This is a genomic window from Pseudomonas sp. GW823-FHT02E01 (genome assembly GCF_058797535.1).
Genome location: NZ_JBXAJS010000014.1, coordinates 17665 through 41307 on the forward strand (window position 1 = coordinate 17665; position 23643 = coordinate 41307).

24 protein-coding genes are annotated in these 23643 nt (G+C 58.8%); 17 read left to right on the plus strand and 7 right to left on the minus strand.

The genetic code is table 11. The annotated features are described in order from the left end of the window. Positions 1–11: 11 nt before the first annotated feature. The gene (locus tag AC1RDQ_RS25900) at positions 12–1421 is read left to right on the plus strand and encodes an MBOAT family O-acyltransferase (RefSeq protein WP_492588471.1); all 1410 of its coding nucleotides are present in this window, start codon (positions 12–14) and stop codon (positions 1419–1421) included. Further along, the gene (locus tag AC1RDQ_RS25905; protein WP_492588473.1) at positions 1421–2575 is read left to right on the plus strand and encodes an alginate O-acetyltransferase AlgX-related protein; all 1155 of its coding nucleotides are present in this window, start codon (positions 1421–1423) and stop codon (positions 2573–2575) included. The genes AC1RDQ_RS25900 and AC1RDQ_RS25905 overlap by 1 nt, the downstream gene beginning before the upstream one ends. 124 nt (positions 2576–2699) lie before the next feature. Here the strand turns inward: AC1RDQ_RS25905 and AC1RDQ_RS25910 are convergent, their stop codons facing one another. Both AC1RDQ_RS25910 and AC1RDQ_RS25915 read right to left on the minus strand, forming a co-directional pair. Beyond that, positions 2700–3824, minus strand: coding sequence for an MFS transporter (locus tag AC1RDQ_RS25910; RefSeq protein ID WP_349736850.1), 1125 nt, complete (start codon positions 3822–3824; stop codon positions 2700–2702). Positions 3825–3989: 165 nt separating this feature from the next. Further along, the gene (locus AC1RDQ_RS25915) at positions 3990–4931 is read right to left on the minus strand and encodes a LysR family transcriptional regulator (RefSeq protein ID WP_191625425.1); all 942 of its coding nucleotides are present in this window, start codon (positions 4929–4931) and stop codon (positions 3990–3992) included. 489 nt (positions 4932–5420) lie between these two features. Here AC1RDQ_RS25915 and AC1RDQ_RS25920 point away from each other — a divergent pair, with 489 nt between their 5' ends. Continuing rightward, positions 5421–6797, plus strand: a complete 1377-nt coding sequence (locus AC1RDQ_RS25920) for an MFS family transporter (RefSeq protein ID WP_429521183.1) — start codon at positions 5421–5423, stop codon at positions 6795–6797. 61 nt (positions 6798–6858) lie between these two features. Here AC1RDQ_RS25920 and AC1RDQ_RS25925 read toward each other — a convergent pair whose 3' ends face one another. The 3 genes from AC1RDQ_RS25925 to AC1RDQ_RS25935 form a co-directional block, all read right to left on the minus strand. Beyond that, positions 6859–8313 carry an alanine/glycine:cation symporter family protein gene (locus AC1RDQ_RS25925; RefSeq protein WP_492588475.1) on the minus strand — a complete coding sequence of 485 codons (1455 nt, stop codon included), beginning with the start codon at positions 8311–8313 and terminating at the stop codon, positions 6859–6861. Between the two features lie 152 nt (positions 8314–8465). Further along, entirely contained in the window at positions 8466–9284 is an 819-nt protein-coding gene (locus AC1RDQ_RS25930) for an alpha/beta fold hydrolase (protein ID WP_492588476.1), read from the minus strand. Between the two features lie 156 nt (positions 9285–9440). After that, positions 9441–10334 (minus strand): LysR family transcriptional regulator, encoded by an 894-nt coding sequence (locus AC1RDQ_RS25935; RefSeq protein WP_492588478.1) that lies wholly within the window; start codon positions 10332–10334, stop codon positions 9441–9443. A 105-nt stretch (positions 10335–10439) separates the two neighbouring features. On the opposite strand from AC1RDQ_RS25935, the gene AC1RDQ_RS25940 reads away from it, so the two are divergent. From AC1RDQ_RS25940 to AC1RDQ_RS25955, 4 genes are read left to right on the plus strand one after another with little or no spacing between them, the layout of a single operon-like run. Beyond that, positions 10440–11105 (plus strand): RraA family protein, encoded by a 666-nt coding sequence (locus tag AC1RDQ_RS25940; RefSeq protein ID WP_492588479.1) that lies wholly within the window; start codon positions 10440–10442, stop codon positions 11103–11105. Then, the gene (locus tag AC1RDQ_RS25945; RefSeq protein WP_492588480.1) at positions 11105–11767 is read left to right on the plus strand and encodes an RraA family protein; all 663 of its coding nucleotides are present in this window, start codon (positions 11105–11107) and stop codon (positions 11765–11767) included. Before AC1RDQ_RS25940 ends, AC1RDQ_RS25945 begins: the two co-directional genes overlap by 1 nt. Then, positions 11767–12405: an RraA family protein gene (locus AC1RDQ_RS25950; protein ID WP_492588481.1), complete on the plus strand. Its 639-nt coding sequence runs from the start codon at positions 11767–11769 to the stop codon at positions 12403–12405. The genes AC1RDQ_RS25945 and AC1RDQ_RS25950 overlap by 1 nt, the downstream gene beginning before the upstream one ends. Next, a complete protein-coding gene (locus AC1RDQ_RS25955; RefSeq protein WP_492588482.1) occupies positions 12402–13616 on the plus strand; it encodes a pyridoxal phosphate-dependent aminotransferase in 1215 nt (404 codons plus the stop codon). Before AC1RDQ_RS25950 ends, AC1RDQ_RS25955 begins: the two co-directional genes overlap by 4 nt. A 57-nt stretch (positions 13617–13673) precedes the next feature. On the opposite strand, the gene AC1RDQ_RS25960 is transcribed toward AC1RDQ_RS25955, so the two are convergent. Next, the gene (locus AC1RDQ_RS25960) at positions 13674–14978 is read right to left on the minus strand and encodes a dicarboxylate/amino acid:cation symporter (protein WP_340317109.1); all 1305 of its coding nucleotides are present in this window, start codon (positions 14976–14978) and stop codon (positions 13674–13676) included. Positions 14979–15301: 323 nt separating this feature from the next. On the opposite strand from AC1RDQ_RS25960, the gene AC1RDQ_RS25965 reads away from it, so the two are divergent. The 9 genes from AC1RDQ_RS25965 to AC1RDQ_RS26005 all read left to right on the plus strand — a co-directional run bounded on the left by AC1RDQ_RS25965 (position 15302) and on the right by AC1RDQ_RS26005 (position 22880). Continuing rightward, positions 15302–15841 carry a thiamine pyrophosphate-binding protein gene (locus tag AC1RDQ_RS25965; RefSeq protein ID WP_340317111.1) on the plus strand — a complete coding sequence of 180 codons (540 nt, stop codon included), beginning with the start codon at positions 15302–15304 and terminating at the stop codon, positions 15839–15841. Further along, positions 15829–16425 carry a thiamine pyrophosphate-dependent enzyme gene (locus AC1RDQ_RS25970; protein WP_429521191.1) on the plus strand — a complete coding sequence of 199 codons (597 nt, stop codon included), beginning with the start codon at positions 15829–15831 and terminating at the stop codon, positions 16423–16425. The genes AC1RDQ_RS25965 and AC1RDQ_RS25970 overlap by 13 nt, the downstream gene beginning before the upstream one ends. 66 nt (positions 16426–16491) lie before the next feature. Further along, on the plus strand, positions 16492–17655 hold the full coding sequence (locus tag AC1RDQ_RS25975) for an acyl-CoA dehydrogenase family protein (protein ID WP_340317115.1): 1164 nt from the start codon (positions 16492–16494) through the stop codon (positions 17653–17655). A 19-nt stretch (positions 17656–17674) separates the two neighbouring features. Further along, on the plus strand, positions 17675–18877 hold the full coding sequence (locus AC1RDQ_RS25980; RefSeq protein WP_340317117.1) for a CaiB/BaiF CoA transferase family protein: 1203 nt from the start codon (positions 17675–17677) through the stop codon (positions 18875–18877). A 37-nt stretch (positions 18878–18914) separates the two neighbouring features. Continuing rightward, complete coding sequence (locus tag AC1RDQ_RS25985; RefSeq protein WP_492588484.1) at positions 18915–19679, plus strand: electron transfer flavoprotein subunit beta/FixA family protein; 765 nt, start codon at positions 18915–18917, stop codon at positions 19677–19679. A gap of 2 nt (positions 19680–19681) precedes the next feature. Continuing rightward, positions 19682–20611, plus strand: a complete 930-nt coding sequence (locus AC1RDQ_RS25990) for an electron transfer flavoprotein subunit alpha/FixB family protein (RefSeq protein ID WP_492588485.1) — start codon at positions 19682–19684, stop codon at positions 20609–20611. 25 nt (positions 20612–20636) lie between these two features. After that, positions 20637–21479, plus strand: a complete 843-nt coding sequence (locus AC1RDQ_RS25995; protein ID WP_492588486.1) for an HTD2 family dehydratase — start codon at positions 20637–20639, stop codon at positions 21477–21479. Next, entirely contained in the window at positions 21476–22291 is an 816-nt protein-coding gene (locus AC1RDQ_RS26000) for an HpcH/HpaI aldolase/citrate lyase family protein (RefSeq protein WP_492588487.1), read from the plus strand. The genes AC1RDQ_RS25995 and AC1RDQ_RS26000 overlap by 4 nt, the downstream gene beginning before the upstream one ends. A 247-nt stretch (positions 22292–22538) precedes the next feature. Further along, positions 22539–22880, plus strand: coding sequence for a hypothetical protein (locus AC1RDQ_RS26005; RefSeq protein ID WP_090454654.1), 342 nt, complete (start codon positions 22539–22541; stop codon positions 22878–22880). 159 nt (positions 22881–23039) lie between these two features. Here the strand turns inward: AC1RDQ_RS26005 and AC1RDQ_RS26010 are convergent, their stop codons facing one another. Continuing rightward, positions 23040–23321, minus strand: coding sequence for an excalibur calcium-binding domain-containing protein (locus tag AC1RDQ_RS26010; RefSeq protein ID WP_492588489.1), 282 nt, complete (start codon positions 23319–23321; stop codon positions 23040–23042). Positions 23322–23450: 129 nt separating this feature from the next. On the opposite strand from AC1RDQ_RS26010, the gene AC1RDQ_RS26015 reads away from it, so the two are divergent. Beyond that, positions 23451–23579, plus strand: coding sequence for a hypothetical protein (locus AC1RDQ_RS26015; RefSeq protein WP_256353585.1), 129 nt, complete (start codon positions 23451–23453; stop codon positions 23577–23579). Positions 23580–23643: the final 64 nt, after the last annotated feature.

Consider the following 23643-nt stretch of genomic DNA (forward strand, 5'->3'; position numbering starts at 1 on the left):
GCGCCACCACCATGGTTTTTGCTTCTCTCGAGTTTCTGACGTTGTTCCTGCCGCTGTTCCTGTGTGCCTATGCAGTGTGCCCAACCGCCTGGCGCAACGTCACGCTACTGATCGGCAGCTGGCTGTTCTATGGCTGGTTGAGCCCACAGTTCCTCGCGGTGCATGTGGCGCTGACGATCACGGCGTGGGTCGGCGGCTTGCTGATTGACGCCTTACGGGAAGAAAGCAAGGGCCGCGTACGGCTACTCGCAACGCTGATCGTGCTCAACACGGCGGTGCTGTGCTGGTACAAGTACGCCAACATCGTCGCCAGCACCTTGATCGATGCCGCCACCTGGTACGGCGCCATGCCCCTGGACTGGCAGCGGGTCATCATGCCGGCCGGGCTGTCGTTTATCGTATTGCAGGCGATTTCCTATCTGGTGGATGTGCATCGCCGCACCGTGCCGGTCGAACGCAGCTTCATTAACTACGCCACCTATATTTCGATGTTCGGCCATTCGGTCGCCGGCCCCATCATTCGCTATGACTGGGTTCGGCGCGAGCTGAATCAACGTTGTTTCAACCTGCAGAATTTCTCGCTGGGTGCGCGCAGGTTCATGGTCGGGATGAGCATGAAGGTACTGGTGGCCGACACCCTGTCGCCCGTGGTCGATGTGGCGTTCAATGTGCAGAACCCAAGTTTCTCTGACGCCTGGATCGGCTGCCTTGCCTATTCCTTGCAACTGTTCTTCGACTTCGCCGGCTACAGTGCCATGGCCATCGGGCTGGGACTGATGCTGGGGTTTCACTTTCCCGAGAACTTCGACCGTCCGTATCTGGCCAACAGCATCCAGGACTTCTGGCGCCGCTGGCACCTGTCGCTGTCCAGCTGGTTACGTGACTATCTGTACATTCCGCTGGGTGGCAATCGCAACGGCACCTGGAAAACCTACCGCAACCTGTTCCTGATCATGGCCATCGCCGGCCTCTGGCACGGTGGCGATAGCTGGAACTACCTGTTGTGGGGCTGTGCCCATGGCCTCGCGTTATGCGTTGATCGTGCCTGGAGCCGTTCCACCCTGCCCTCTGTACCGCCGGTGCTGTCCCATGGCTTGACTCTACTGTTTGTGTGCCTGGCCTGGACACTGTTCCGCGCCCCCGATTTTCATAGCGCTCTGAGCCTGTATGCCGGACAGTTCGGTCTGCAGGGCATCGCCCTCGGTGATGAACTGTCCGTGACCCTGCGCCCGGTACACGGCCTTGCAGGCTTGCTGGGTGTGTTCGGTGTCATCGCACCACTGCTGCGCCCTTACTGTGAGAAACGACTGGGCGGCATTGCGTTTTACGCCGCAGCCCTTTGGCCCATCGCCGGTTTCATGCTGTCGTTCGCACTGATCGCCAGTCGCGAAACCGTACCTTTCCTGTACTTCCAATTCTGATGACGACCCCAAAGCACACCCCGCCACCCACTCAGCCAGATGAGCTGGCGACACGCAACAGTCGGCTGGCAGGCGTGGCGTTGCTGATATTCCTGTTCGTCGGGCTGCTGTCCTCTGGCCGTCTGATCGTCTCAGGGCAGATCTCGCTGTTGCCCGATAAAGTGCTGGCCCCGCAGCTTTTTGACGGCGATATCACTCATCGGATCGCCAGGGAACTGTCGAACGCTCAACTCCCCACGACCTTCGCCGAGCTGGAGCGCGGTGTCAGCTGGCTTCTGCTCAGTGACAGCGGGCCAAGGGTTCGCTCGGGTTGTCCTGACTGGTTGTTTTTGGCCGATGAGCTCAAGGTCAATCATCAAGCACAGCGCAATGCCGATGCCAAAGTCCAGGCAGTGATTGATCTGAAGCAGCAGCTCTCCCAACGTGGCATCAGCCTGCTGGTGGTCATCGTTCCAGACAAGAGCCGCATCGCTTCCGGGCAGCGTTGCGCACTGCACCGCCCAGCCACTCACGAAGGGCGCATCCAGGCCTGGACCTCGAAGCTGGATGTGGCTGGCGTGGCGAATCTGGACCTCACCGGTGCGCTGACGCCACTGGGGGCCAGTGCCTGGTTGCGCACCGATACGCACTGGAGCGAGCCCGGCGCGAAGGCGGCGGCCGAGGCTATCGCGCAGCGACTGAAGACCCTGGGCATCAGCGCAACGCCACGCAGGTCGTTCAACGAAAGTCATGCCCCGCTCGCGGTGCGATCTGGCGATCTGGTCCATCTGGCGGGCATCGACTGGCTGCCGCTCAAATGGCAACCCGCACCCGAAATGGTCGCCCAGACCAGCACCCACGAACTTCCCGTTGCGTCAGCCGCCAGCCCTGACACGGAGGCAGACCTCTTTGGCGATGCCGAACTCCCCAACACCGCGCTCATCGGCACTTCATTCTCACGCAACTCCAACTTCGCAGGGTTTGTGCAGCAGGCGCTGGGCGCCCCCGTAGGCAACTTCGCCAAAGACGGTGGAGCATTCTCCGGCGCTGCCAACAGCTACCTCAACAGCCCAGCCTTCAAAGAAACGCCGCCAAAGCAAATCATCTGGGAGATCCCGGAGCGGGACCTGCAGTCGGCTTACATCGAACCCATTGCCTATCGCTTGTTGCGGTAGGCCAGGCGACTCACTACTGATGCACTGGATCGAGGGGCGCAACCACTTTCTGCAAAAATTTCCCCTGATGCGGCCAGGTTGTTCGAGCATCTGAGCAGCTTGCACGGCTGACCCTGTCGCAGGGTCAACGCTGTTCTTTCCACACCAACCGAATGAGCAACAAGACCAACAGAACGTTCAATACCGCCAGCGAACTCAGGCCCGCAAGCACACCGCCAGCGCCCCAGGTATCTAACAGGTACCCGCCCGCGAGGGGAGTCAAGGCTTGTCCAATGAGCGAAGGCCGAGCCATGCGCCCCATCAGCAAAACATAATGGGCAGGCGACATGAGGGCCAATGGCAGCAGTCCTCGAACGATCGCCCGCAAACCATTACCCGCGCCATAGATCACCAGACCCAGTGCGGTCATTGTCGCAGAGAGGGTCACAAACAGCAGACCGATCGCCACGAATACCACAGAGATCAACGTCGTCCAGAGAGGGTGTCGCTTTCGCGAAAACACTTGTAGAACACGTGATCCTACCTGGCTCGGCCCCAGCAACGCGCTCAGTCCGATAGCGGCTGCAAGCGAGTAACCCTGCCCCTGCAACAATGAAATCAGCTGGACCGACATCGCCGTCATGATCACTGCACCCAACGCGAAGATCAGCGTGAGCAGCAGGTAGATCCGCCGGTCTATTGAGAGACTTTCATCACTCACTGCCTGGCTTTTTGTGAGGGGTCCCGTGCCCCGCGCCAGTACCCAGAGATAAAGCGGTGCCACGGCAATGACCAATAACGCCCCATAAGCCAAGCATGTCGTGCGCCAGCCAACGTGCTCGATGACCAGCGCTACCGCGGGCCATGACAGCGTTGTCGCAAACCCTGAAATGAGCGTGATCCCGGTAATCGCACTGCCCGCCCGCTCCCCGTACAGAGAACCTAAAGCCGCGAATAGCGCTTCATACAGCCCCAGCGCCATACCGACGCCAATCACTGCCCAAGACAAAAGAAACATCGGCAACGAGGTCGAGATGGCCATCAGAAACAACCCGATAGCGACACCCAGCCCGCTACTGGCCAGGATGGGGCGGCCGCCGTACCGGGCGATAAGCCGGCTGGTCAACGGTGCCAGCATCGCGGAAACCAGAATGCTCAGAGACAGTGCGCCATACACCCACTGGCTGGCCCAACCGGTCTCTTTCATGATCGGATCGGCCATGACGGCCATCAGGAAGAACGAACCTCCCCAGACCAGAACTTGCAGCATCCCCAAAATAAAAATGCCGAATACGCCAGGCAGTCGCGTTTGTTGGTTCAAGACAGTGTCATCAGTGGTGAGCAAAGCGGAACTCGTGAGCAGCTGCGCAACTACGGATAATTGGGCGATTTGTATGGGGGCGGGGCACTCGCAGCTAACAGGCTCACCGTTGGCTCAAAGCATGTGTCCAGCCCAGATTTTGCGATTGACCAGATCGGCGGCAATCTCGATGAAGGCATCCCCGACAAATTTGGCGGCCGGACTGACCCGCCTGTCGGCCGGAAAAACCTGAACCAGTTTGCGCATGGGAACGGGGTCGACCAAGGGGGCTGCACTGAGCACGCCAGCGTCGACCTGCGCGTAAATCGATGCCAAAGGCAAAGCGGTCAAACCGAAACCATTACGGACCAGATCGATCATGGCGCCGAAGGAGTCGGCTTCAACGCTGGTCTTGAGCTTGATCCCGACTTGACGTGCACAATCATCCAGAATCACGCGAAGGCTATGTCGAGCGCTTGGCAATACCAATTGCTGCTCAGCCAATGACTCGAACGATATCGGCGTATCAAGACGCAGGTTGGCGCTGGCGGGACCGACCAGCAGCAGATTTTCCATCATCACCGGCACGATACGCAGCGTATGCAAAGGATGGGGATCGTAAGAGATCGCCAGCTCCAATTCGCCACGCTGAACCCAATCGAGCAGATAACCGCTGAAGGCTGAGGAAAACCTGACGGCGAGATTCGGATGCGCCTCTTTGATCTTGCGTACCAATGGAACAGTGATAATTTCCGCGACCGTCGGCGTCGTGCCGATGACGACCGTTCCCCGAAAAGAGGACTTTGCGCCTACAACAGAACTTCGAATGGACTCCATTTCTTCCATGATTCGGGTGGCATGTGCCAACACTTCACGTCCGGCGTCGGTGATCTCCATGCCTCGACCATGTCGATCAAACAGGTAGGTGCCGAGCTCCTTTTCCAACAATCGAATTTGCCGGCTAAGTGCCGGTTGCGCGATGTGAAGACGATCCGAGGCCTTGCTGAGACTGCCCAGCTCGGCAACATGAATCAGGGTTTTGAGTTGAACGACATCCATTACCAGGCCAGTCAGCATCGGGCTCGGCGCGATATGCGGCGAAAGTGCTGTGAGTGTAATCGCATTTACGCACCTTGGAATGCCCCGCAACCACCGTGTCGTGCGGCCCCAGGACTTTCAAGCCGGCTGTATCCCCCGGCCCGCCGGGGCTGCACGCCAAGCTATAAAATTCAGGTATATCAGTTAGGCCTGCCTGACGGCTTATTACCCTCCTGACTCTGCGGTAGCGTGCAATCAACGTCGGCGCCAAAGAGCGCTCGACTCACTACAAGAATAAGATTCGAGGGCTCGCGCCATGATGTTCAATGCTTTGTCTCACCTGTCCGATTTCCCCGGGCCACTACCGTTCGCCACGCTCGTGCATCCACCCTCTCCCTTCTCTACGGAAATCCGGCCGTGAGCGGGTTCACGCCTTTTCGTTAAACCCAAAACCCAACGAGCCAGTCACGTCGGACGCGCATCAGCGTGCTCCTCGTCTCCCCTCGCCTTGAAAAAAGGGTGAATCACATGTCCGCATCAATCACAGACGCCAAAGACCACGCAGCCCAAACCGCTGCGATGAGAGCGCCGAACCGCGTCAAGGCCATCATGGGTGCCTGCTCGGGCAATCTGGTGGAGTGGTACGACTTTTTCATTTACGCCTACACCGCCATCTACTTCGCCGCTTCGTTTTTCCCCAAGGGCGACACGACCAGCCAGCTACTGGCGACCGCGGGCGTCTTCGCCGTCGGCTTTTTCATGCGCCCGCTCGGTGGCTGGATATTCGGCTGGATCGCTGACACTCGCGGCCGCAAGGTCTCGATGATTATCTCGGTGTTCATGATGTGCGCCGGCTCGCTGCTGATCGCCGTCATGCCGACCTACGCAACCATAGGCGTCGCGGCGCCGATCCTGCTCGTGGTTGCCAGGCTGATTCAGGGCCTGTCGGTCGGTGCGGAATACGGCACCGGCGCCACCTACATCAGCGAAATCGCGACACCGGGTCGTCGCTGTTTCTATGGCTCGTTTCAGTACTTCACCATCATTGCCGGTCAGCTGCTGGCCTTGATGACCGTCGTCATTCTCCAACAAACCCTGACCGGTGAAGAGTTGCGCGAGTGGGGTTGGAGGATTCCGTTCTTCATCGGCGCGCTGAGCTCGGTCGTGGTGGTGTATCTGCGTCGCGCCATGCATGAAACCGCCAACAAGAAAGACATGAGCCGCAAAGATGCCGGCTCTCTGCGCGGCATGTTCAAACACAAACGCGCAGTTGCTCTGGTGGTGGCGTTCACCATCGGCGGTTCGCTGTATTTCTATACCTTCACTACCTACATGCAGAAGTTCCTGGTGATCTCCGCCGGCTTCAGCCCGGAAACGGTCAGCTTCATCATGACGGCGGCCCTGATCGGCTTCATGCTTTGCCAGCCGCTGTTCGGCTTGCTCGCCGACCGCATCGGTATCAAGGCGCACATGTTGATGTTCTCCGGGCTGGCCATGTTGCTGGTGATCCCCCTGCTGTACTCGCTGCAGTCGGTCAGCAACCCGTTCATGGCATTCGTGCTGGTGTTTGGCGGTCTGGCCATTGCGTCGCTCTACACGCCGATTGCCGGGATCGTCAAAGCCGAACTGTTCCCACCTGCCGTACGTGCATTGGGGGTTGGATTTCCCTATGCGGTGGGCAATGCGGCATTTGGGGGCACCGCCGAATACGTGGCGTTGTCGCTTCGTTCACAGGGCATCGAGGAGTATTTTTTCTTCTACGTAGCGGCGGTCGTGACCATCACCTTCATCGCCGCGATGCTGATGCCCAACCTGTCGCGTTACGGCTATATCAGTGGCTCAGGTGAGATTGAAGAACGTACCGGTTTGAAGGGACGTGTAAAGCCCCATGCTGCGCGAGTCTGATTGACGGAGGATCTCCAGATGACCTTCAAGGGCCCATGACTTGTCATGGGCCCTTTTTTCATCAGCGCATGGCAGAGGCAGGTGCTACCTGTGGTGCAGATTCAGGAATGCTGTTGCCGACCTTTTCTCGATGGGGCCATGCCTGCAAGTCAAGATCAAGATCCGCGAACTGGCTGGAGTCGAATATCGGCGTCTTGATGCCGGCCTTGCGCTGCCGGTCATAGTCACGCAGCAAGCGCATGCCGACGTTGAACAACAGCGCCAGGGCGATCAGATTGACGAAAGCCAACAGCGTCATGGTGATATCGGCAAAGGCGAACACCGTGCCCAGATTTTGCACGGCGCCCCAAAGGATCAACAGCAACACCAGGCCCCGATAGGTCATCACCGCAGCGCGTTTATCGCCCAGTAGAAAGCGCAGGTTGTTTTCGCCCAGATAGTAGTTGTAGAGGATCGACGTGAAAACAAACAGAGCCAATGCCACGCTAATGAACGTGCGCCCCCAGTCCCCGACCACTGCCGCCAGTGCGTTCTGTGTCAGTACCAGGCCATCGCCTTCGAAGCCTGGCGTGTAAAAACCCGACAACAGAATCAGCAGCGCCGTGCAGGTACAGATCACAAAGGTATCCAGGAAGACGCTGAAAGCTTGAACCACTCCTTGAGCCGCCGGGTGATCTACTTTCGCCACGGCCGCTACGTTGGGCGCACTGCCCAAGCCCGCCTCATTGGCAAACACCCCGCGCTTGACGCCCATGACGATGGCACTGCCAACCAGGCCGGCGAACGCCTGGTCCAGGCCAAAGGCACTTTTGAAAATGGTCATCAACATGCCCGGTACATGGTCGAACTGAAGCACGATCACATAAACGGTCACGCCAATGTAGGCCAGTGTCTTGACCGGCACCAACAGGTCCGAGACGGCAGCGATGCGCTTGATGCCCCCCATGAATACCAGGCCGAGCAATACGGCAATCGCAATACCGGAGTAGGTCGTGGAGAAGCCGAACGCATTGTTCAGCGAGTGAGTCACGGCATGGGATTGCAGCCCGTTGAAGGCAAAACCGAAAGTCACCAGGAGCAACACGGCCATGACCTTGCCCAGCCACGCCTGCTTCAGTCCGTACTGGATGTAGTACGACGGCCCACCCCGAAACTGTCCCTTGGCATCGCATCGTTTGTACAACTGCCCCAGGCTGCATTCGAAGAAGCTGGTGGACATGCCTACCAGCGCGGTCACCCACATCCAGAACACCGCTCCTGGCCCGCCCAACGTCACGGCCAACCCGACCCCGGCGATATTACCCGCCCCTACGCGACCCGCCAGGCTAAGCATCAAGGCCTGGAACGAGCTGATCTGACCGGCACTCTTCTGCACGCTATCGCGAAAGGCTCCGAACATATGCAGGAAATGGCGAAACTGGACAAAGCGTGAACGAATCGTGAAATAGCCACCCAGGCCTACGATGAGCACGATCAGGAGCTTTCCGGAAAGAAAGCTGTTTATGACTTCGAGCATGATTTGAACCTCTTGTTGTTATGGATTACAGGCATGCACGCGCCCTCACACATCGCCGTGGCAGGCATGTGAGATGAAACGCGTTGAATAGCGACCGCGAGCCCCCTGTCAGGCTCCCGCCCTACATCGGGGAGCGCTCGGGGCGATCGGACTTACCCGGTTCGACTGCCGGTCTGGAAATCGGCGATCTGTTTCCACATCGCGATCGGGTTGGAGTACATGGGGAAGTGGCCGCAGGCCGGAATTGGCGCCAAACGTACGCCTTGGGCCTCGATGTGCGAAAGGTAGGACAGTGAAGTGTTCTGCTCGCCGTACATGAACATTCGCGGGCACTTCAAGCCGAGAAACCTGCTCATCAGGTCGGCGTTATCGGAAAGGTCGACCATCGACCGGAATATCCCCCGCACTGCCCCGGCACGCACCTTGTGCCTGAGGCTCGCCGAATAGAGTGCGCTGGCGTATGCCGGGGCCTGCCGGGCACGCTCGATGAAAGCCGTGAAAAACTTCTCTGGATCATCGCTTGGATAATCGTCGATCTGCCGGCTGAGAAAGCAATCTTCCGGAGCAATATTACCCTCTATATCGACGAAGCTGATTACCCGCTCCGGGAACTGATGGGCCAGCATCAGTGCGGTCAGTCCGCCCATGGAGTGGCCGACCAGGTGGAAGCGCTCGATACCGAAATGCTCCAGCATCTGTAATGCGGTCTGCAGCAGAAAAGGAATCGAAATACTGGAAAGGTCGCTGCACTGGCTCTCCCCGCAGCCCGGTGCGTCGTAGGCGAGGAAGGGGTGCCCGGCGAACTCTGCGTGCTGCACGATGTCGGCGTAGTCCTCTTTGGTGGAACCAAAACCATGCAGGAACACAATCGGCGTCAGGTTGCCATTTCGATGAATGGCGGCGACGTTCAGCTGGACTCCCTCAACGGTCAAAGGGAGCTGCGTATGAGTGAACGTTTCGGATGCGGTCACGAAAATGACTCCTTGGACGATAGGACTGCCGCCGAAACAGGTCATCGGCGACAGGCCCAATTTCAGCCGGTTCGAGTCTTATGTAAATTCCTAATTGTGGAACGTTTCCATACGCCAAACCTATCGTTGATTGCCCACTCGCTGCTCTTGTCCGGCTCAGGCCTTTTTCCGCAGTCGCGCAATCACTTCCGCTATGAGCGGATTGGGCCGATCGGCATTCCAGGCGACCGCCGTCGTCACCACGTTAAGCTTCTGACTCAATGATCGAAATACCACGTTATCCGGTGCCATTTTTTTCAAGGATGCCGGTACCAGGGCGATGCCCTGCCCATAGCTGACAAAGGCAATTTGCGAAGCGACCGAACGCACTTCATGCAGCACCCGCGGGGAAAAACCGCTGGCTCGGCAGGTTGCGATCAAGTAGTCGAAATAGACCGGGCTGACCTTTCGCGAAAACATCACCAAAGGTTCGTTGGCCAGGCTGGACAAACTGATACGTGTTCGTGCAGCCAATGGGTGGTCACTGGGTAACGCCACTACCAGACGATCCTCCAGCAACGGCAGTGACTGGATCGAGGTGCCCAGATCACCGTCCAGACGGGCGAAGGCCAGGTCGATATCACCGGCTTCCAGTGCCGGAACGGCCTCTACGCTGTCGATTTCCCGCACGGATACGGTCAGGTGCGGATAATCGTCTTTCATCTGTTCGATCAGACCGGGCAGTACGTCGAACATGGCCGTGGAGATGGCACCGATGGTCAACATCCCCGACTGCCCTGCTACGGCCTCCTCCACCGCCAGTTCCAGGCGCTCGAGTTGCTCGGCGAATTTACGCACCGCCGGCAGGATAGCCGCCCCCACGGGGGTCAGTTTCGCCCCGCGTCGCGAGCGCTCGAACAGTTGGACCTTGAGTGCCTGCTCCAGCACCTGAATCTGCTCGCTCAGGGGAGGCTGAGACATGCCAAGCCGCTTGGCCGCACGGCCGAAATTCTGCTCTTCGGCGACGGCCAGGAACAGCCAGAGGTGACGGATCAGACGGAAATTGATCATGATTATTCCATAGGTTTAGCGTATCTAACGCTTCTGTAATTAGTAATATACCTATCAAATCTCCTCGTCGACACTGGCCGCCTCCGTCACCACAGGGGCTACCCCATGAACAACAAGAGTTTGCTGGATCGCTTGGCAGCGCTGGATACCAACACGGTATCCGACGCCCTCGACTTCCTCGGCCTGGCTGGTGCCACCGTGGGACTACGCCCGCTTTGGAACTGCCCGAAGATCGTCGGTCGCGCCAGTACCGTGTTGCTGGCGCCAAAATCCGACAGCGTGCCCACCGCGCATCTGATCACCCCGGTGGTGGAGCAGATCGACAGCGACGACCGCGTGCTGGTCATTGCCGGCGGTATCGAAGGCATTTCCTGCTGGGGCGACATTCTCGCCAACGCCGCGACCGGCAAACAGGTGCGCGGCACGGTCATCGACGGCTTCAGTCGCGATATCGATGGCAGCGAGTCGATTGGCTACCCGGTATATGGCCGTGGCGTCACCATGATCAGCGCGCGCAATCGGGTGGTGCAGATCGATTCCGCCGTGACGATCAATGTGGCGGGCGTCGACGTCAGCGAAGACGACTATGTCATCGCCGATAACTGCGGAACGGTGTTTGTGCCCCAGGCTTACATCGAGAAGGTAGTCGATCTTGGCGAGCGCATTACCCGTCGCCAGGACGGCATGGTGGAAGCGGTTCGCAGCGGCCGCTCAGTGGCCGAAGTGATGCATGACACCCAGTTCGAAGCTATCCAGGTGGAGCGTTCCTGATGACTATTGAAGACTTGGCACTTGTCGCCCTGTTTGAGGGCCTGGACACCCCTGGCGTCTCCGATGCCCTGGACAAACTCGGCCTGCCCGGCCAATGCCTGGGCGTGGCACCGTTGGACAACTACCGCAAGGTCATCGTCGGACCTGCCTTCACCGTGCAGTACGTTTCGGCCAGCGTGCCTCCTGGTACTGTGGGCGATTTCATCGAAGACGTGCTCCCCGGTGACGTCGTGGTGATCGACAACGGTGGCCGCACCGACTGCACGGTATGGGGCGACATCATGACCCAGTACGCCGGCAGCCGGCAGATCGCGGCCACCGTCATCGATGGTGTTTGCCGAGACGTGAACAAGGCCCTGGGTGACGGTTATCCGGTCTTCAGCAAGGGCCGTTTCATGCGCACTGGCAAGGACCGCGTGCAGGTTCAATCCGTCAATCAGCCAGTGTCCGTCGGCACGGCCCGGGTGTGTGCCCGTGACATCGTGGTGGCCGACGCCAACGGTGTGGTGATTGTGCCTCGCGCCCGGGCAGCTGAAGTGGCCGCGTGCGCCCGCCAGATCGAGTCGGTCGAAGCCGATATCCGAGCCCTGATCGCTCAAGGCAAATCCCTCAAGCAAGCCCGCGCCGCACTGGGTTACCACCACCTGCAGAGGAAAGTCTGATGAACACGCTCCCCCTCCCGTTGAATTTCCACGAACGAGCAAAAGTCCTGGGTAGCTCGACACTGTATGAAGCGTCCCATCTGCCCTGTGCGGTCGACAGCGCGATCCGTCCCGTCTGGGACGGTGCCTTCATCGCCGCGCCGGCCTACCCACTGGAGTGCTCGCCGGGTGACAACCTGTCGTTGCACCTGGCAATGGAACGCGTGCCTCGCGGCAGCGTTCTGGTGGTGGGTACGGGAAGTTTCATCGCCGGTTACTGGGGTGAAGTGCTGACCGTGGCAGCCGAAGCGGCAGGCGTGGTCGGCCTGGTCATTGATGGGGGCGTTCGTGATATCGCGGCGCTGAAGAAGCGCCAGTTTCCAGTATTCGCGCGCGGCATCTCGGTCAAAGGCACCGTCAAGGTCAGCGCGCCCTCCGTGGGCCAGCCATTCAATTTCAATGGCGTAGGCGTGGCGGTCGGTGACCTGGTCGTAGCCGACGATGATGGCGTGATCATCATTCCCAAGTCGGATGCCGCACGTACCCTCGCTGAAGGCGAAGCTCGCGCGAACAAGGAAGCGCTGATGATGCAAGCATTGACCGAAGGTCGCTCGACCCTGGAACTGATGAACCTTACCGAATGGAGAACCCGCGCATGAGCGCTGATATCCAACGTCTGAACCAACGCCTGGCCTGTGCGCAACCTTCCGCGACCTATCGGATAATCGATAGAGTGGCTGAGCGCCGGGCGCAAGGTGCGAAGATCATTTCACTGTGCGCCGGCGAGCCAGATTTCGATACACCCGAACATGTACGTGAAGCGGCCATTCACGCCATCGAACACGGCCACACCCGCTACACCCAGGTCGCCGGTGTACGTTCACTGCGAGAAGCGGTGGCCGCCAAGTTCCGTCGTGAGAACGGCCTGGACGTTACCTGGCAAGACACCCTTGTCTGCAACGGTGGCAAGCAGGTGATCTACAACGCCCTGGCCGCGACCCTCAATGAGGGTGACGAAGTCATCGTGCCGGCACCTTACTGGGTCAGTTATCCGGAGATGGTGCAACTGTGTGGTGGTGAAACCAGAATCGTCACTTGCGATGCCGATACCGGATTCAAGCTGACGCCCGCGGTACTGACCACGGCGATCACACCGCAGACCCGCTGGCTGATCCTCAACTCGCCGTCCAACCCGACGGGCGCAGTGTACAGCCGGGATGAGCTTCAAGCCTTGGCGCAGGTGTTGTTGGCACACCCTCACGTGTTGATTCTGGCCGATGACATCTACGAACACCTGATCTTCGACGATCAAGTATTCCATACCCTCGCCCAGGTTGAACCACGGCTCGCCACGCGAACCCTGACCATGAACGGTGTTTCCAAGGCCTATGCCATGACCGGCTGGCGTATCGGTTTTGCCACCGGGCCACGCTGGCTGCTGGAGGCCATGGAAAAACTGCAAGGTCAGCAAACCTCGGGTGCAAGCTCGATCTCGCAGCAGGCCGCACTCGCCGCACTGGAGGGCCCCAAGGACTTCATCCGCGAAAGCCGTGCCGCTTTTCGGGGGCGTCGCGATTTGATGGTGGAGCTTTTGAACGCCACACCTGGTCTTGAATGCGTCAGCCCAGCCGGGGCGTTTTACGCGTTCGCCTCCTGCGCGGGGCTGATCGGTCGAACCTCAGCGGGCGGTCGAGCGCTGCTCACCGATGAAGATGTCGCCCACGCATTGCTTGACGAAGCGAATGTGGCGGTGGTGCATGGCAGCGCGTTTGGCCTCGGCCCCTACATTCGCATTGCCTATGCCCTGGATGATGCTTCATTGCTCAAGGCCTGCGAGGCCATCCGCGCGTTCTGTAGCGCCCTGCGTTAACCCAAGTGTATTTGAACGAACCCGGCCATCGCCGGGTTTCGTTTTTCTCGGCACGGGTCAGACAGTCAGCGGTTTCTCCCCCACGCCACCCGTAGCGTCCAGCGCGGCGGCGTCTCGCTCGGCCTCATCCTCACTCACCAACTCGCCTTCCCATTTGGCCACCACAGCCGTGGCGATGGAGTTGCCCACCGCGTTGGTGGCCGAGCGGCCCATATCGAGGAAGGTGTCGATCCCCAGAATCAGCAGCAAACCGGCTTCGGGAATATCGAACTGGGTCAGCGTCGCGGCGATCACCACCAACGAAGCCCGGGGCACGCCGGCCATGCCTTTGGAGGTCAGCATCAACGTCAACAACATGGTGATCTGCGTGCCGATGGACATCTCGATGCCATAGGCCTGAGCGATGAACAGTACGGCAAACGTGCAGTACATCATCGAGCCGTCAAGGTTGAAGGAATACCCCATCGGCATGACGAAACTCGAGATTCGGCGCTTGACCCCAAAACGATCCAGCGCATGAAGAATCTTCGGGTAAGCCGACTCGGAACTGGCCGTGGCGAAAGACAGAAGGAACGCTTCCCTGATCAGCACCACCAGTTTGAACACTCGCCGCCCGAGGAACATCCAGCCGGCAAACACCAGCATCACCCAGAGCACAATCAGCCCGAGATAGAAGTCGCGCATGAACACGGCAAACTTGACCAGAATAGACAGGCCGTTAATTGAAACGGTCGCGGCCATGGCCGCCATCACCGCCAGCGGAGCAAGCTTCATCACATAACCGGTAACCTTCAACATCGCGTGGGACAGGTCTTCGATGACATTCACCAGGCCCTCGGCCTTCTTGCCCAGGGAGGCCAGCGCAACGCCGAAGAATATCGAGAACACCACGATTTGAAGAATTTCGTTGGTGGCCATGGCCTCCGCGAAAGATTTGGGCACCAGATGTGTCATGAAATCCTTGAGGGTGAACACCGCCGTTTGCAGATTGGTGGCGCTAGTGATGTCTGGTAACGGTAATCCCAGGTTATGCCCGGGCTGCAACAGGTTGGCCATGACCAGCCCCACCGACAGCGAGATCAACGAGGCCGTCAAAAACCAGCCCAGTGCCTTGCCGAACACCCGGCCGACAGCGCTGGCATCCCCCATGTGTGCGATGCCCACCACCAGGGTCGAGAACACCAGAGGGCCAATGAGCATTTTGATCAGGCGTAGAAAAATGTCAGAGACGATCGAGATGTAACCGGCGACTCTGGTCGCCGCCGCTTTGTCCGGGAAGTTCAGGAAAATCATGTAGCCGATAAGGATCCCCAATAGCATGGCGATCAGAATGCCTGCCGCAGCCGGTAGCCTGTTTTTCATTAGGTGTGCCCCCTACTTATTGTTGTAGTTGCGTCGGTTACGCGCTGTAACCACGTAGCCGAAAACTACCCTAGCCCCACCCCGTCAATAAGAGCGGATCACGCTCTAGCTGATATGCCCAAATGCTATGGCCAGGCGCCCAGGATCAGCACCTTTGCCCTTTCCATACTTTGTGGTTATCGCAGTTCGCCGCTGCGCCACGCATTCACCGTCCAGCGATATAAAACGGGCATATCTCAAAGACAAAAACGGTAGTCGTCGTTCTCCTTCAGCACTCCCAGAATGTGTGAAAACACAAAAGCAGCACTGCTTGGGAGATGGGCATGTCAACAGAAGCTGAACAAACCGTGGGACAGGATTGGCAGGAGGATGTATTCCGAGTGCTCAAGGCCCACGACGTCAAACACGTGGTCTTCGTACCGGATGCAGGTCACTCGGCGGCCATCCGCATGTCGTATGCCGACCCGGACATCAAGGCCGTTGTCCTCACCACCGAAGAAGAAGGCATCGGTTACCTCGCCGGCGCCTGGCTCGGTGGTGAGCGTGGCGCCCTGCTGATGCAATCCAGCGGTGTCGGTAACTGCATCAACACCCTGGCACTTCAGGCCTGTGCCGGTTTCCCGTTGTTGATGGTGGTGACCATGCGCGGTGACTGGGCCGAATTCAACGCGTGGCAGAACCCGATGGGTCAGGCCACCGAAGCTTCCCTGAACCTGATGAAAGTCATGACTTGGCGCGCGGACGATCCGAAAGATGTCGCCCCGCTGCTGCACGGTGCCGCGACCATGGCCTTCAACGGTGATTCCGCCACTGCCCTGCTGCTCGGCCAGCGCCTGATTGGAGAAAAGAAATGGGTCAAGTAAGCGCCAACCACACACTGTGCCGCCGCGAAGTGGTCAAGGCCTTGCTGGCCGACCGCAAAGACGTGCTGGTCGTGACCGGCCTGGGCTCCGCGTCCTATGACGTCATGGCCGCCGGTGACCATGATCTGAATTACTACCTCTGGGCTGCCATGGGCAGCGCAATAACGGTCGGCCTGGGCCTGGCGAATGCCCAGCCGGACAAGTCGGTCGTGGTGGTCACCGGTGACGGTGAGCTGCTCATGGGCTTCGGCGCACTGGCCACCGTCGCGCTGCAGAAACCCGCCAACCTGACCATCGCCGTGCTGGATAACGGTCACTTTGGCGAAACCGGCATGCAAGTCAGCCACGCGGGTTTTGGTATATCCCTGGACCAGGTCGCGCAGACCTGCGGCTTCAGCTGGACCGATGAAATCCGCGACATGGAAGGCGTACATGACCTGCGCGAGCGCTTCGTCACCCGCGACGGCGTCAAGCTGGCGACGATCAAGATCAAAGCGGAAAACCCGCCACGGGTGCTGCCGCCGCGCGATGGTCACTACATCAAGAATCGCTTTCGTGCCGCCTTGGGTTTCAACCCGATCTGATTGCTCTTTGCCCGGACCCGATCACGCAGGGCAACGGCCGTGCGTGACGTGTCGAGGAGAATAATAATGACCGACCGCAACGCTGAAGAACTCAATGCCATCCGCGAGGGCGTACGCGCTCTTTGCGCAGAATTCGATGCCGCTTACTGGCGCAAAATCGATGAAGAAAAAGGCTTCCCGGAAACCTTCGTCAAGGCCCTGACCGACGCCGGTTGGCTGGCGGCAATGATCCCGGCTGAATACGGCGGCTCCGGCCTTGGGCTCGCCGAGGCCTCGGTGATCCTCGAAGAAGTGAACCGCTGCGGCGGTAATTCCGGGACCGTTCACGGGCAGATGTACAACATGTTCACCCTGCTGCGTCACGGCAGCGAGGCGCAGAAAAGCTACTACCTGCCGAAACTGGCCAACGGTGAATTGCGTCTGCAATCGATGGGCGTGACCGAGCCCACCACCGGCACCGACACCACCAAGATCAAGACCACCGCGATCAAACGCGGCGACAAGTACGTGATCAACGGGCAGAAGGTGTGGATCTCGCGAATCCAGCATTCCGACCTGATGATCCTGCTGGCGCGCACTACGCCCTTGGCCGAGGTGAAGAAAAAGTCCGAAGGCATGTCGATCTTTCTGGTCGACCTGCGCGAGGCCATCGGCAACGGCATGACCGTGCAGCCGATCGCCAACATGGTCAATCACGAAACCAACGAACTGTTCTTCGACAACCTGGAAATCCCCGCTGACAGCCTGATTGGCGAGGAAGGCAAAGGCTTCCGGTACATCCTCGACGGGCTGAATGCCGAACGCACTCTTATCGCTGCCGAATGCATTGGCGACGGTCGCTGGTTTATCGAAAAGGCCAGTGCTTATGCCCGAGACCGTGTGGTGTTCGGGCGCCCTATCGGGCAGAACCAGGGTGTGCAGTTCCCCATCGCCGAAGCCCACATCGAAATCGAAGCGGCTGACCTGATGCGCTGGCGTGCCTGCGAAGAATACGACAGCGGCATCAACGCCGGGGCCAGCGCCAACATGGCCAAGTACCTGGCAGCGAAAGCGTCCTGGGAAGCGGCTAACGCCTGCTTGCAGACCCACGGTGGATTCGGCTTTGCCTGCGAATACGACGTCGAGCGCAAATTCCGCGAAACCCGTCTGTATCAGGTAGCGCCCATCTCTACCAACCTGATCTTGTCCTACGTTGCCGAACACCTGCTCGAGCTGCCGCGCTCTTTCTGATAACAAGAGAGATACCATCATGAGTCAGCCCAAAGGCCTCCGTCCGCTCGATGGCATGACCGTCGTCAGCCTTGAGCACGCTATTGCAGCGCCCTTCTGTACCCGACAACTGGCCGATCTCGGCGCAAGGGTGATCAAGGTCGAACGTCCAGGCACAGGCGATTTCGCCCGGGGCTACGATCAACGCGTCAACGGTCTGGCCTCGCACTTCGTCTGGACCAATCGTTCAAAAGAAAGCCTGACCCTCGACCTGAAGCAGGATTGTGCCGCCGACGTGCTGGACAGTTTGCTGGCCACCGCCGATGTGCTCGTGCAGAACCTGGCGCCCGGTGCGGCCGCGCGAATGGGGCTGTCATTCGAGGTGCTGCACCAGCGTTTTCCGCGCCTGATCGTCTGCGACATTTCAGGCTATGGCGCCGGTGGCCCCTACGAGAAGAAGAAAGCCTACGATCTGTTGATCCAGAGTGAAGGCGGATTCCTGTCGGTCACCGGCGGCCAGGGCGAGGAAGAAATGGCCAAGGCCGGTTGTTCAATTGCCGATATCGCGGCCGGCATGTACGCCTACACCGGCATCCTGTCTGCGCTGTTGTTGCGTGAACGCACCGGTGAAGGCAGCCACCTCGACGTTTCGATGCTCGAAAGCTTGGTCGAGTGGATGAACTACCCGATGTACTACGCCTATGACGGAGCTCCTCCGCCCCCTCGCGCCGGCGCTGCACACGCCACCATTTACCCCTACGGTCCCTTCCCTGTCGGTGACGGCACCACGGTGATGCTGGGTTTGCAGAACGAGCGTGAATGGCAGTTGTTTTGCGAGAAGGTGCTGCTTGCGCCCGGGTTGGCCAAAGACCCGCGTTTCTCGGCCAACTTCAAACGTGTCGAAAACCGCAATGTGCTACGGGAATTGATCGTTGAATCGTTCTCCACGCTCAACTTCGATGCGGTGATTGATCGCCTGGACCACGCGCAAATCGCTAACGCCCGGGTGAACGATATGCAAGGCGTCTGGGACCATCCACAACTTCAGGCCCGTGATCGCTGGCGAGCAGTCGAAACCTCTGCTGGCCCCGTTCCGAGCCTGGTCCCGCCCGGCAGTAACAGTGCGTTCGAACCTCGCATGGATGCCGTGCCAGGACTTGGCCAACACACCGAACAAGTGCTCAAGGAGCTGGGACTGGGGGCAGAGCGCATTGAACAAATGCGTGCCACCGGTGCCATCTGACGGCAACGATCAAAGTTTTTCGAGAGAACACTGCCCAATGAAGATCCTGGTAGCTGTGAAACGAGTGGTCGATTACAACGTGAAAGTTCGCGTGAAAGCGGACAACTCTGGCGTCGACCTCGCCAACGTCAAGATGGCGATGAACCCGTTCTGCGAAATCGCCGTGGAAGAAGCCGTACGCCTGAAAGAACTCTCTATACAAGAAGGGCGCGTTGCGACTGAAATCGTCGTCGCCTCCGTAGGCCCGTCCACCGTTCAAGAGCAACTGCGCACCGCGCTGGCTCTGGGTGCCGACCGCGCCATCCTCGTCGAGTCCGCCGAAGACCTGACTTCCCTGGCTGTTGCCAAACTGTTGAAAGCTGTTGTCGACAAGGAACAGCCTCAGCTGGTGATCCTTGGCAAACAGGCCATCGACAGCGACAACAACCAGACTGGCCAGATGCTCGCTGCATTGAGTGGCTACGGTCAGGGCACGTTCGCTTCGAAAGTCGAAATCAGCGGCGACAGTGTAGCTGTGACCCGTGAAATCGACGGCGGCGCGCAGACAGTTTCCCTGAAACTGCCGGCGATCGTCACCACCGACCTGCGTTTGAACGAGCCGCGCTATGCGTCTCTGCCAAACATCATGAAAGCCAAGAAGAAGCCTCTCGAAGTGCTGACTCCGGATGCTTTGGGCGTTTCCACCGCCTCCACCAACAAGACTTTGAAAGTCGAAGCGCCGGCTGCACGCAGCGCGGGTATCAAGGTCAAGTCGGTGGCTGAACTGGTCGAGAAACTGAAAAACGAAGCGAAGGTAATCTAATCATGACTATCTTGGTAATCGCTGAGCACGACAACAAGGTTGTGGCTCCTGCCACCCTGAACACCGTTGCTGCTGCCGCCAAAATCGGTGGCGACATCCACGTGCTGGTCGCTGGCCAGGGTGTTGGTGCCGTGGCTGAAGCCGCTGCGAAAATCGCTGGCGTGAGCAAAGTATTGGTAGCTGACAACGCTGCCTACGCGCACCAGCTGCCGGAAAACGTCGCTCCTCTGGTTGCAGAGCTGGGCAAGGGCTACAGCCACATCCTGGCTGCCGCTACTTCCAACGGCAAAAACATCCTGCCGCGCGTTGCCGCTGCACTGGACGTTGACCAGATCTCCGAGATCATCTCGGTAGAAAGCGCCGACACCTTCAAGCGTCCGATCTATGCCGGTAACGCCATCGCTACCGTTCAGTCGAACGCTGCGGTCAAGGTGATCACCGTGCGTGCCACCGGTTTCGACCCGGTTGCAGCTGAAGGTGGCTCTGCTGCCGTTGAAGCTGTTGGCGCTGCCCACGATGCTGGCATCTCCAGCTTCGTTGGCGAAGAACTGGCCAAGTCCGATCGTCCGGAACTGACCGCTGCCAAGATCGTCGTTTCCGGCGGTCGCGGCATGCAGAACGGCGACAACTTCAAACACCTGTACGCCCTGGCCGACAAGCTGGGCGCTGCCGTCGGTGCATCGCGCGCCGCGGTCGACGCAGGTTTTGTTCCCAACGACATGCAGGTCGGTCAGACCGGCAAGATCGTTGCACCACAGCTGTACATCGCCGTCGGTATCTCCGGCGCGATCCAGCACCTGGCCGGCATGAAAGACTCCAAAGTGATCGTTGCGATCAACAAGGACGAAGAAGCGCCGATCTTCCAGGTGGCCGATTACGGCCTGGTGGCGGACTTGTTTGAAGCGATTCCAGAAATGGCCGCCCTGGCCTGATTGCCGACTGACAGGAGCGATAAATATGAGCAGTTCCGATTTTTCAGCCTGGATTGGACGTCGTCAGGAAAGCCAGGACCGGATCAGTTTTACTTTGGTCAAACGTATTGCCGCGACGTTGGGCGAGCCGGCACCCCGGTCGGGTGAATCGCTGCCGCCTTTGTGGCACTGGGCGTTTTTTCAGGAACCGGTTACCGCCGACGAACTGGGTCCGGACGGTCATCCGGCGCTCGGGGGATTCCTGCCGCCCGCCCACAACCGCAACCGCATGTGGGCGGGTAGTCGACTTGAGTTTTACCAGCCGTTGAAGGTGGAGGCTGACGTGACCTGTGTGTCAACCATTCTCAACGTCGAAGAGAAGTACGGGCGCACGGGTTCCTTGTTGTTCGTCACGGTGCGCCATGAGTATTTTCAGGATGGCAAACGCGCCCTGCAGGATGAGCAGGACATTGTCTATCGGGAACCCACTCCACCCAAACTGAGCGGCACCGAGGCGATCCCGGAAGGCCAATGGCGGGACCTGGTCGTCCCTTCCCCGACCTTGTTGTTCCGTTACTCCGCCGTCACCTTCAATGGCCACCGGATTCACTACGACTGGCCATACGTCACAGAGACCGAGGGTTACCCGGGATTGGTGGTGCATGGTCCTTTGATCGCCACGCTGAATTTGCGCGCTTTTACCAAAGCGCACCCGAACGCCCACTTGAAGCGCTTCACCTTCCGTGGCGTCCGTCCCTTGATTTCGCCTCAGCCTTTCGAGGTCGGCGGACGCCTGATTGATAGCGGCAAGGCACAGCTCTGGGCAGGTAATCAGGACGGCATGGCGCAGACCGGCGAAGTCGAGTTCAGCGCGGGAGAAACACCATGAATACCTCCATTGTTCGCTCCGCCCTTTTTGTCCCGGCCACTCGTCCGGAGCGCATACCCAAAGCCATCGCTACCGGTGCGGACCGGGTCATTGTTGATTTGGAAGATGCCGTACAGGAGAACCTCAAGGAACAGGCGAGGGATAACCTGGAGCGCTTCTTGAGTGACAATCCGCAAGCCCGGATTCTGGTGCGGGTCAATGCCCCGGATCACTGGGCCCACGTGGCGGATCTGGAGCTTTGTCGACGACACGCCGGCGTGATCGGTATTTTGCTACCGAAAGCAGAAAGCGCGGAGCACGTTCTCACGGGCGCCAATACTCAAAAACCGATCTGGCCCATCATCGAAAGCGCCAAGGGCCTGGCCGAACTCCAAGCGATTGCCCAGGCCCAGGGCGTTGAGCGCTTGTCATTCGGAAGCCTTGATCTGGGCCTGGACCTGAATTTGACCACCGGCAGCCCTGCCGCCGAAGAGATCCTGAGTCACGCTCGATACGCAGTACTGCTCGCGACTCGGGTGGCCGGCCTCGCTCCGGCGCTGGATGGCGTGTTTCCTTCCATACAGGATACCGTCGGCCTGCACAGGACCGTTCAGTTTGCCCGCGACATGGGATTTGGTGGCGCGTTATGTATCCATCCGAGCCAAGTGGCGATTATCCATCAAGCGCTAAAACCCGGTCTGGAGGAACTGCTCTGGGCACAACGCATCATGGACGCCGCCAGTTCGGGTGAAGGTGTATTCGTGCTCGATGGGCAAATGGTCGACGCGCCTGTCATTGGCCGTGCGCAGGCCATCCTGGCACGCGCGACCTGACTCAACGGCAGCGCTCTTGCATCGTGCGCGAATTCTGTAACGCACAGACCGTATGGCTGGACCGTCACTATCAACCAGCCAATCGCCAAGCCCGGTGAGACCTGTTGCCGAGCCAAAGCTGGGCGAGTCCGAAAAAGACTCGCCTGACCCTTATGAGAATTTTTTGATGCGTGCCTTCCCTTAAACTCCACCAGGAACGCGCCTACACTGAAATGCACAGCGATTGAGAGGACATGGAGCTCCACGCATGCGGACTAGCGCCCTTGTGATACTCCTTATCAGCTATGCCGTGCTGATGGTGATTTTTTTCAAGCTAAATGCTCGAAACAATCTACGCCGCAGAGAGGGTCTTTACCAAGCCTTTGAAACGACTATGCGACAGCATGGGATCAAATCTTTCGAGATCCTCAAGGAAAGTATTTATATCGGTAACAACTTTCGGCCATCAGAATTGTGCCGGGTATTGCTGGACGATTCAGGGCACTACTTTCTTTACTTGCATGCCAGCAACGCGCAACCAACTTTAACGCCGCTGACCGAGGAGCGAGCGTTACAAGCTGCACAGGGTGACATAGGAATTCAGGCATAGATCATCGCAACCGCTGCCACCAGTCACCTCCGGGGAGAGTGCGTGTAATGCAACTGGCGAGGTGAACCAATAGAACGTAGCTCTCCTTCAAAGCGTGCCTTACGCCCTTCATCAGATTTCCACGACCCACTTACTAGCCTGCCGGTGAACTGCGAATAGTCACCGGCACCACTGCGACTCACAGGGTACTCCGTCGTTGTCGCCATCCATTTTCATTCCTGGGCAATTACGCAGAAAATTTTTGGCCTCTGCGCACGACGTCATCTGCGAGCAATACTTGCGTCCGTCGCAGTTGACTGGAGCCGAAACAGGCTTCGGCGCAGTCAAGACCACGGAGATTCTTTGAGGACTCGATAGCCGAGCTTCAGCCCAGGACTGTAATTCAGGGGAAAGCTTCCAAGCCAACAGACCAACAACAAGCACAACCAAAATCAGTTTCATCTTGATCCATCCATGATGAGAGACCGTTTGTGTTCTCACGTTGCCTGCTTTACAGCGTAATCCACTAATCCACATACAGCCTGCCGGTGGGAAGCGGCAAATTGCTACGCGAGATGGAAGGAAGAGCAGATGCCAAATACTGACCTGCTCCCTTCCCTGCTGTTCAGGATCAGCGAAAACCAACTCGCCCTGAAGGCCATCGATAAAAATGGAGAATTCATCAAGATGACGCTCGCGGTGATGATGACGTCGGTGTGACTCAGGCCAGTCACGCCCGACAGCACATTCGGAGCAAGGAAATACCTCCCCTTTTCCTCGGCAT

Coding starts and splice junctions, on each gene's coding strand:
- AC1RDQ_RS25900 (WP_492588471.1), top strand. CDS start 12: ATGGTTTTTGCTTCTCTCGAGTTTCTGACGTTGTTCCTGCCGCTGTTC.
- AC1RDQ_RS25905 (WP_492588473.1), top strand. CDS start 1,421: ATGACGACCCCAAAGCACACCCCGCCACCCACTCAGCCAGATGAGCTG.
- AC1RDQ_RS25910 (WP_349736850.1), bottom strand. CDS start 3,824: ATGCTGCAAGTTCTGGTCTGGGGAGGTTCGTTCTTCCTGATGGCCGTC.
- AC1RDQ_RS25915 (WP_191625425.1), bottom strand. CDS start 4,931: ATGCTGACTGGCCTGGTAATGGATGTCGTTCAACTCAAAACCCTGATT.
- AC1RDQ_RS25920 (WP_429521183.1), top strand. CDS start 5,421: ATGTCCGCATCAATCACAGACGCCAAAGACCACGCAGCCCAAACCGCT.
- AC1RDQ_RS25925 (WP_492588475.1), bottom strand. CDS start 8,313: ATGCTCGAAGTCATAAACAGCTTTCTTTCCGGAAAGCTCCTGATCGTG.
- AC1RDQ_RS25935 (WP_492588478.1), bottom strand. CDS start 10,334: ATGATCAATTTCCGTCTGATCCGTCACCTCTGGCTGTTCCTGGCCGTC.
- AC1RDQ_RS25940 (WP_492588479.1), top strand. CDS start 10,440: ATGAACAACAAGAGTTTGCTGGATCGCTTGGCAGCGCTGGATACCAAC.
- AC1RDQ_RS25945 (WP_492588480.1), top strand. CDS start 11,105: ATGACTATTGAAGACTTGGCACTTGTCGCCCTGTTTGAGGGCCTGGAC.
- AC1RDQ_RS25950 (WP_492588481.1), top strand. CDS start 11,767: ATGAACACGCTCCCCCTCCCGTTGAATTTCCACGAACGAGCAAAAGTC.
- AC1RDQ_RS25955 (WP_492588482.1), top strand. CDS start 12,402: ATGAGCGCTGATATCCAACGTCTGAACCAACGCCTGGCCTGTGCGCAA.
- AC1RDQ_RS25960 (WP_340317109.1), bottom strand. CDS start 14,978: ATGAAAAACAGGCTACCGGCTGCGGCAGGCATTCTGATCGCCATGCTA.
- AC1RDQ_RS25965 (WP_340317111.1), top strand. CDS start 15,302: ATGTCAACAGAAGCTGAACAAACCGTGGGACAGGATTGGCAGGAGGAT.
- AC1RDQ_RS25970 (WP_429521191.1), top strand. CDS start 15,829: ATGGGTCAAGTAAGCGCCAACCACACACTGTGCCGCCGCGAAGTGGTC.
- AC1RDQ_RS25975 (WP_340317115.1), top strand. CDS start 16,492: ATGACCGACCGCAACGCTGAAGAACTCAATGCCATCCGCGAGGGCGTA.
- AC1RDQ_RS25980 (WP_340317117.1), top strand. CDS start 17,675: ATGAGTCAGCCCAAAGGCCTCCGTCCGCTCGATGGCATGACCGTCGTC.
- AC1RDQ_RS25985 (WP_492588484.1), top strand. CDS start 18,915: ATGAAGATCCTGGTAGCTGTGAAACGAGTGGTCGATTACAACGTGAAA.
- AC1RDQ_RS25990 (WP_492588485.1), top strand. CDS start 19,682: ATGACTATCTTGGTAATCGCTGAGCACGACAACAAGGTTGTGGCTCCT.
- AC1RDQ_RS25995 (WP_492588486.1), top strand. CDS start 20,637: ATGAGCAGTTCCGATTTTTCAGCCTGGATTGGACGTCGTCAGGAAAGC.
- AC1RDQ_RS26000 (WP_492588487.1), top strand. CDS start 21,476: ATGAATACCTCCATTGTTCGCTCCGCCCTTTTTGTCCCGGCCACTCGT.
- AC1RDQ_RS26005 (WP_090454654.1), top strand. CDS start 22,539: ATGCGGACTAGCGCCCTTGTGATACTCCTTATCAGCTATGCCGTGCTG.
- AC1RDQ_RS26010 (WP_492588489.1), bottom strand. CDS start 23,321: ATGAAACTGATTTTGGTTGTGCTTGTTGTTGGTCTGTTGGCTTGGAAG.
- AC1RDQ_RS26015 (WP_256353585.1), top strand. CDS start 23,451: ATGCCAAATACTGACCTGCTCCCTTCCCTGCTGTTCAGGATCAGCGAA.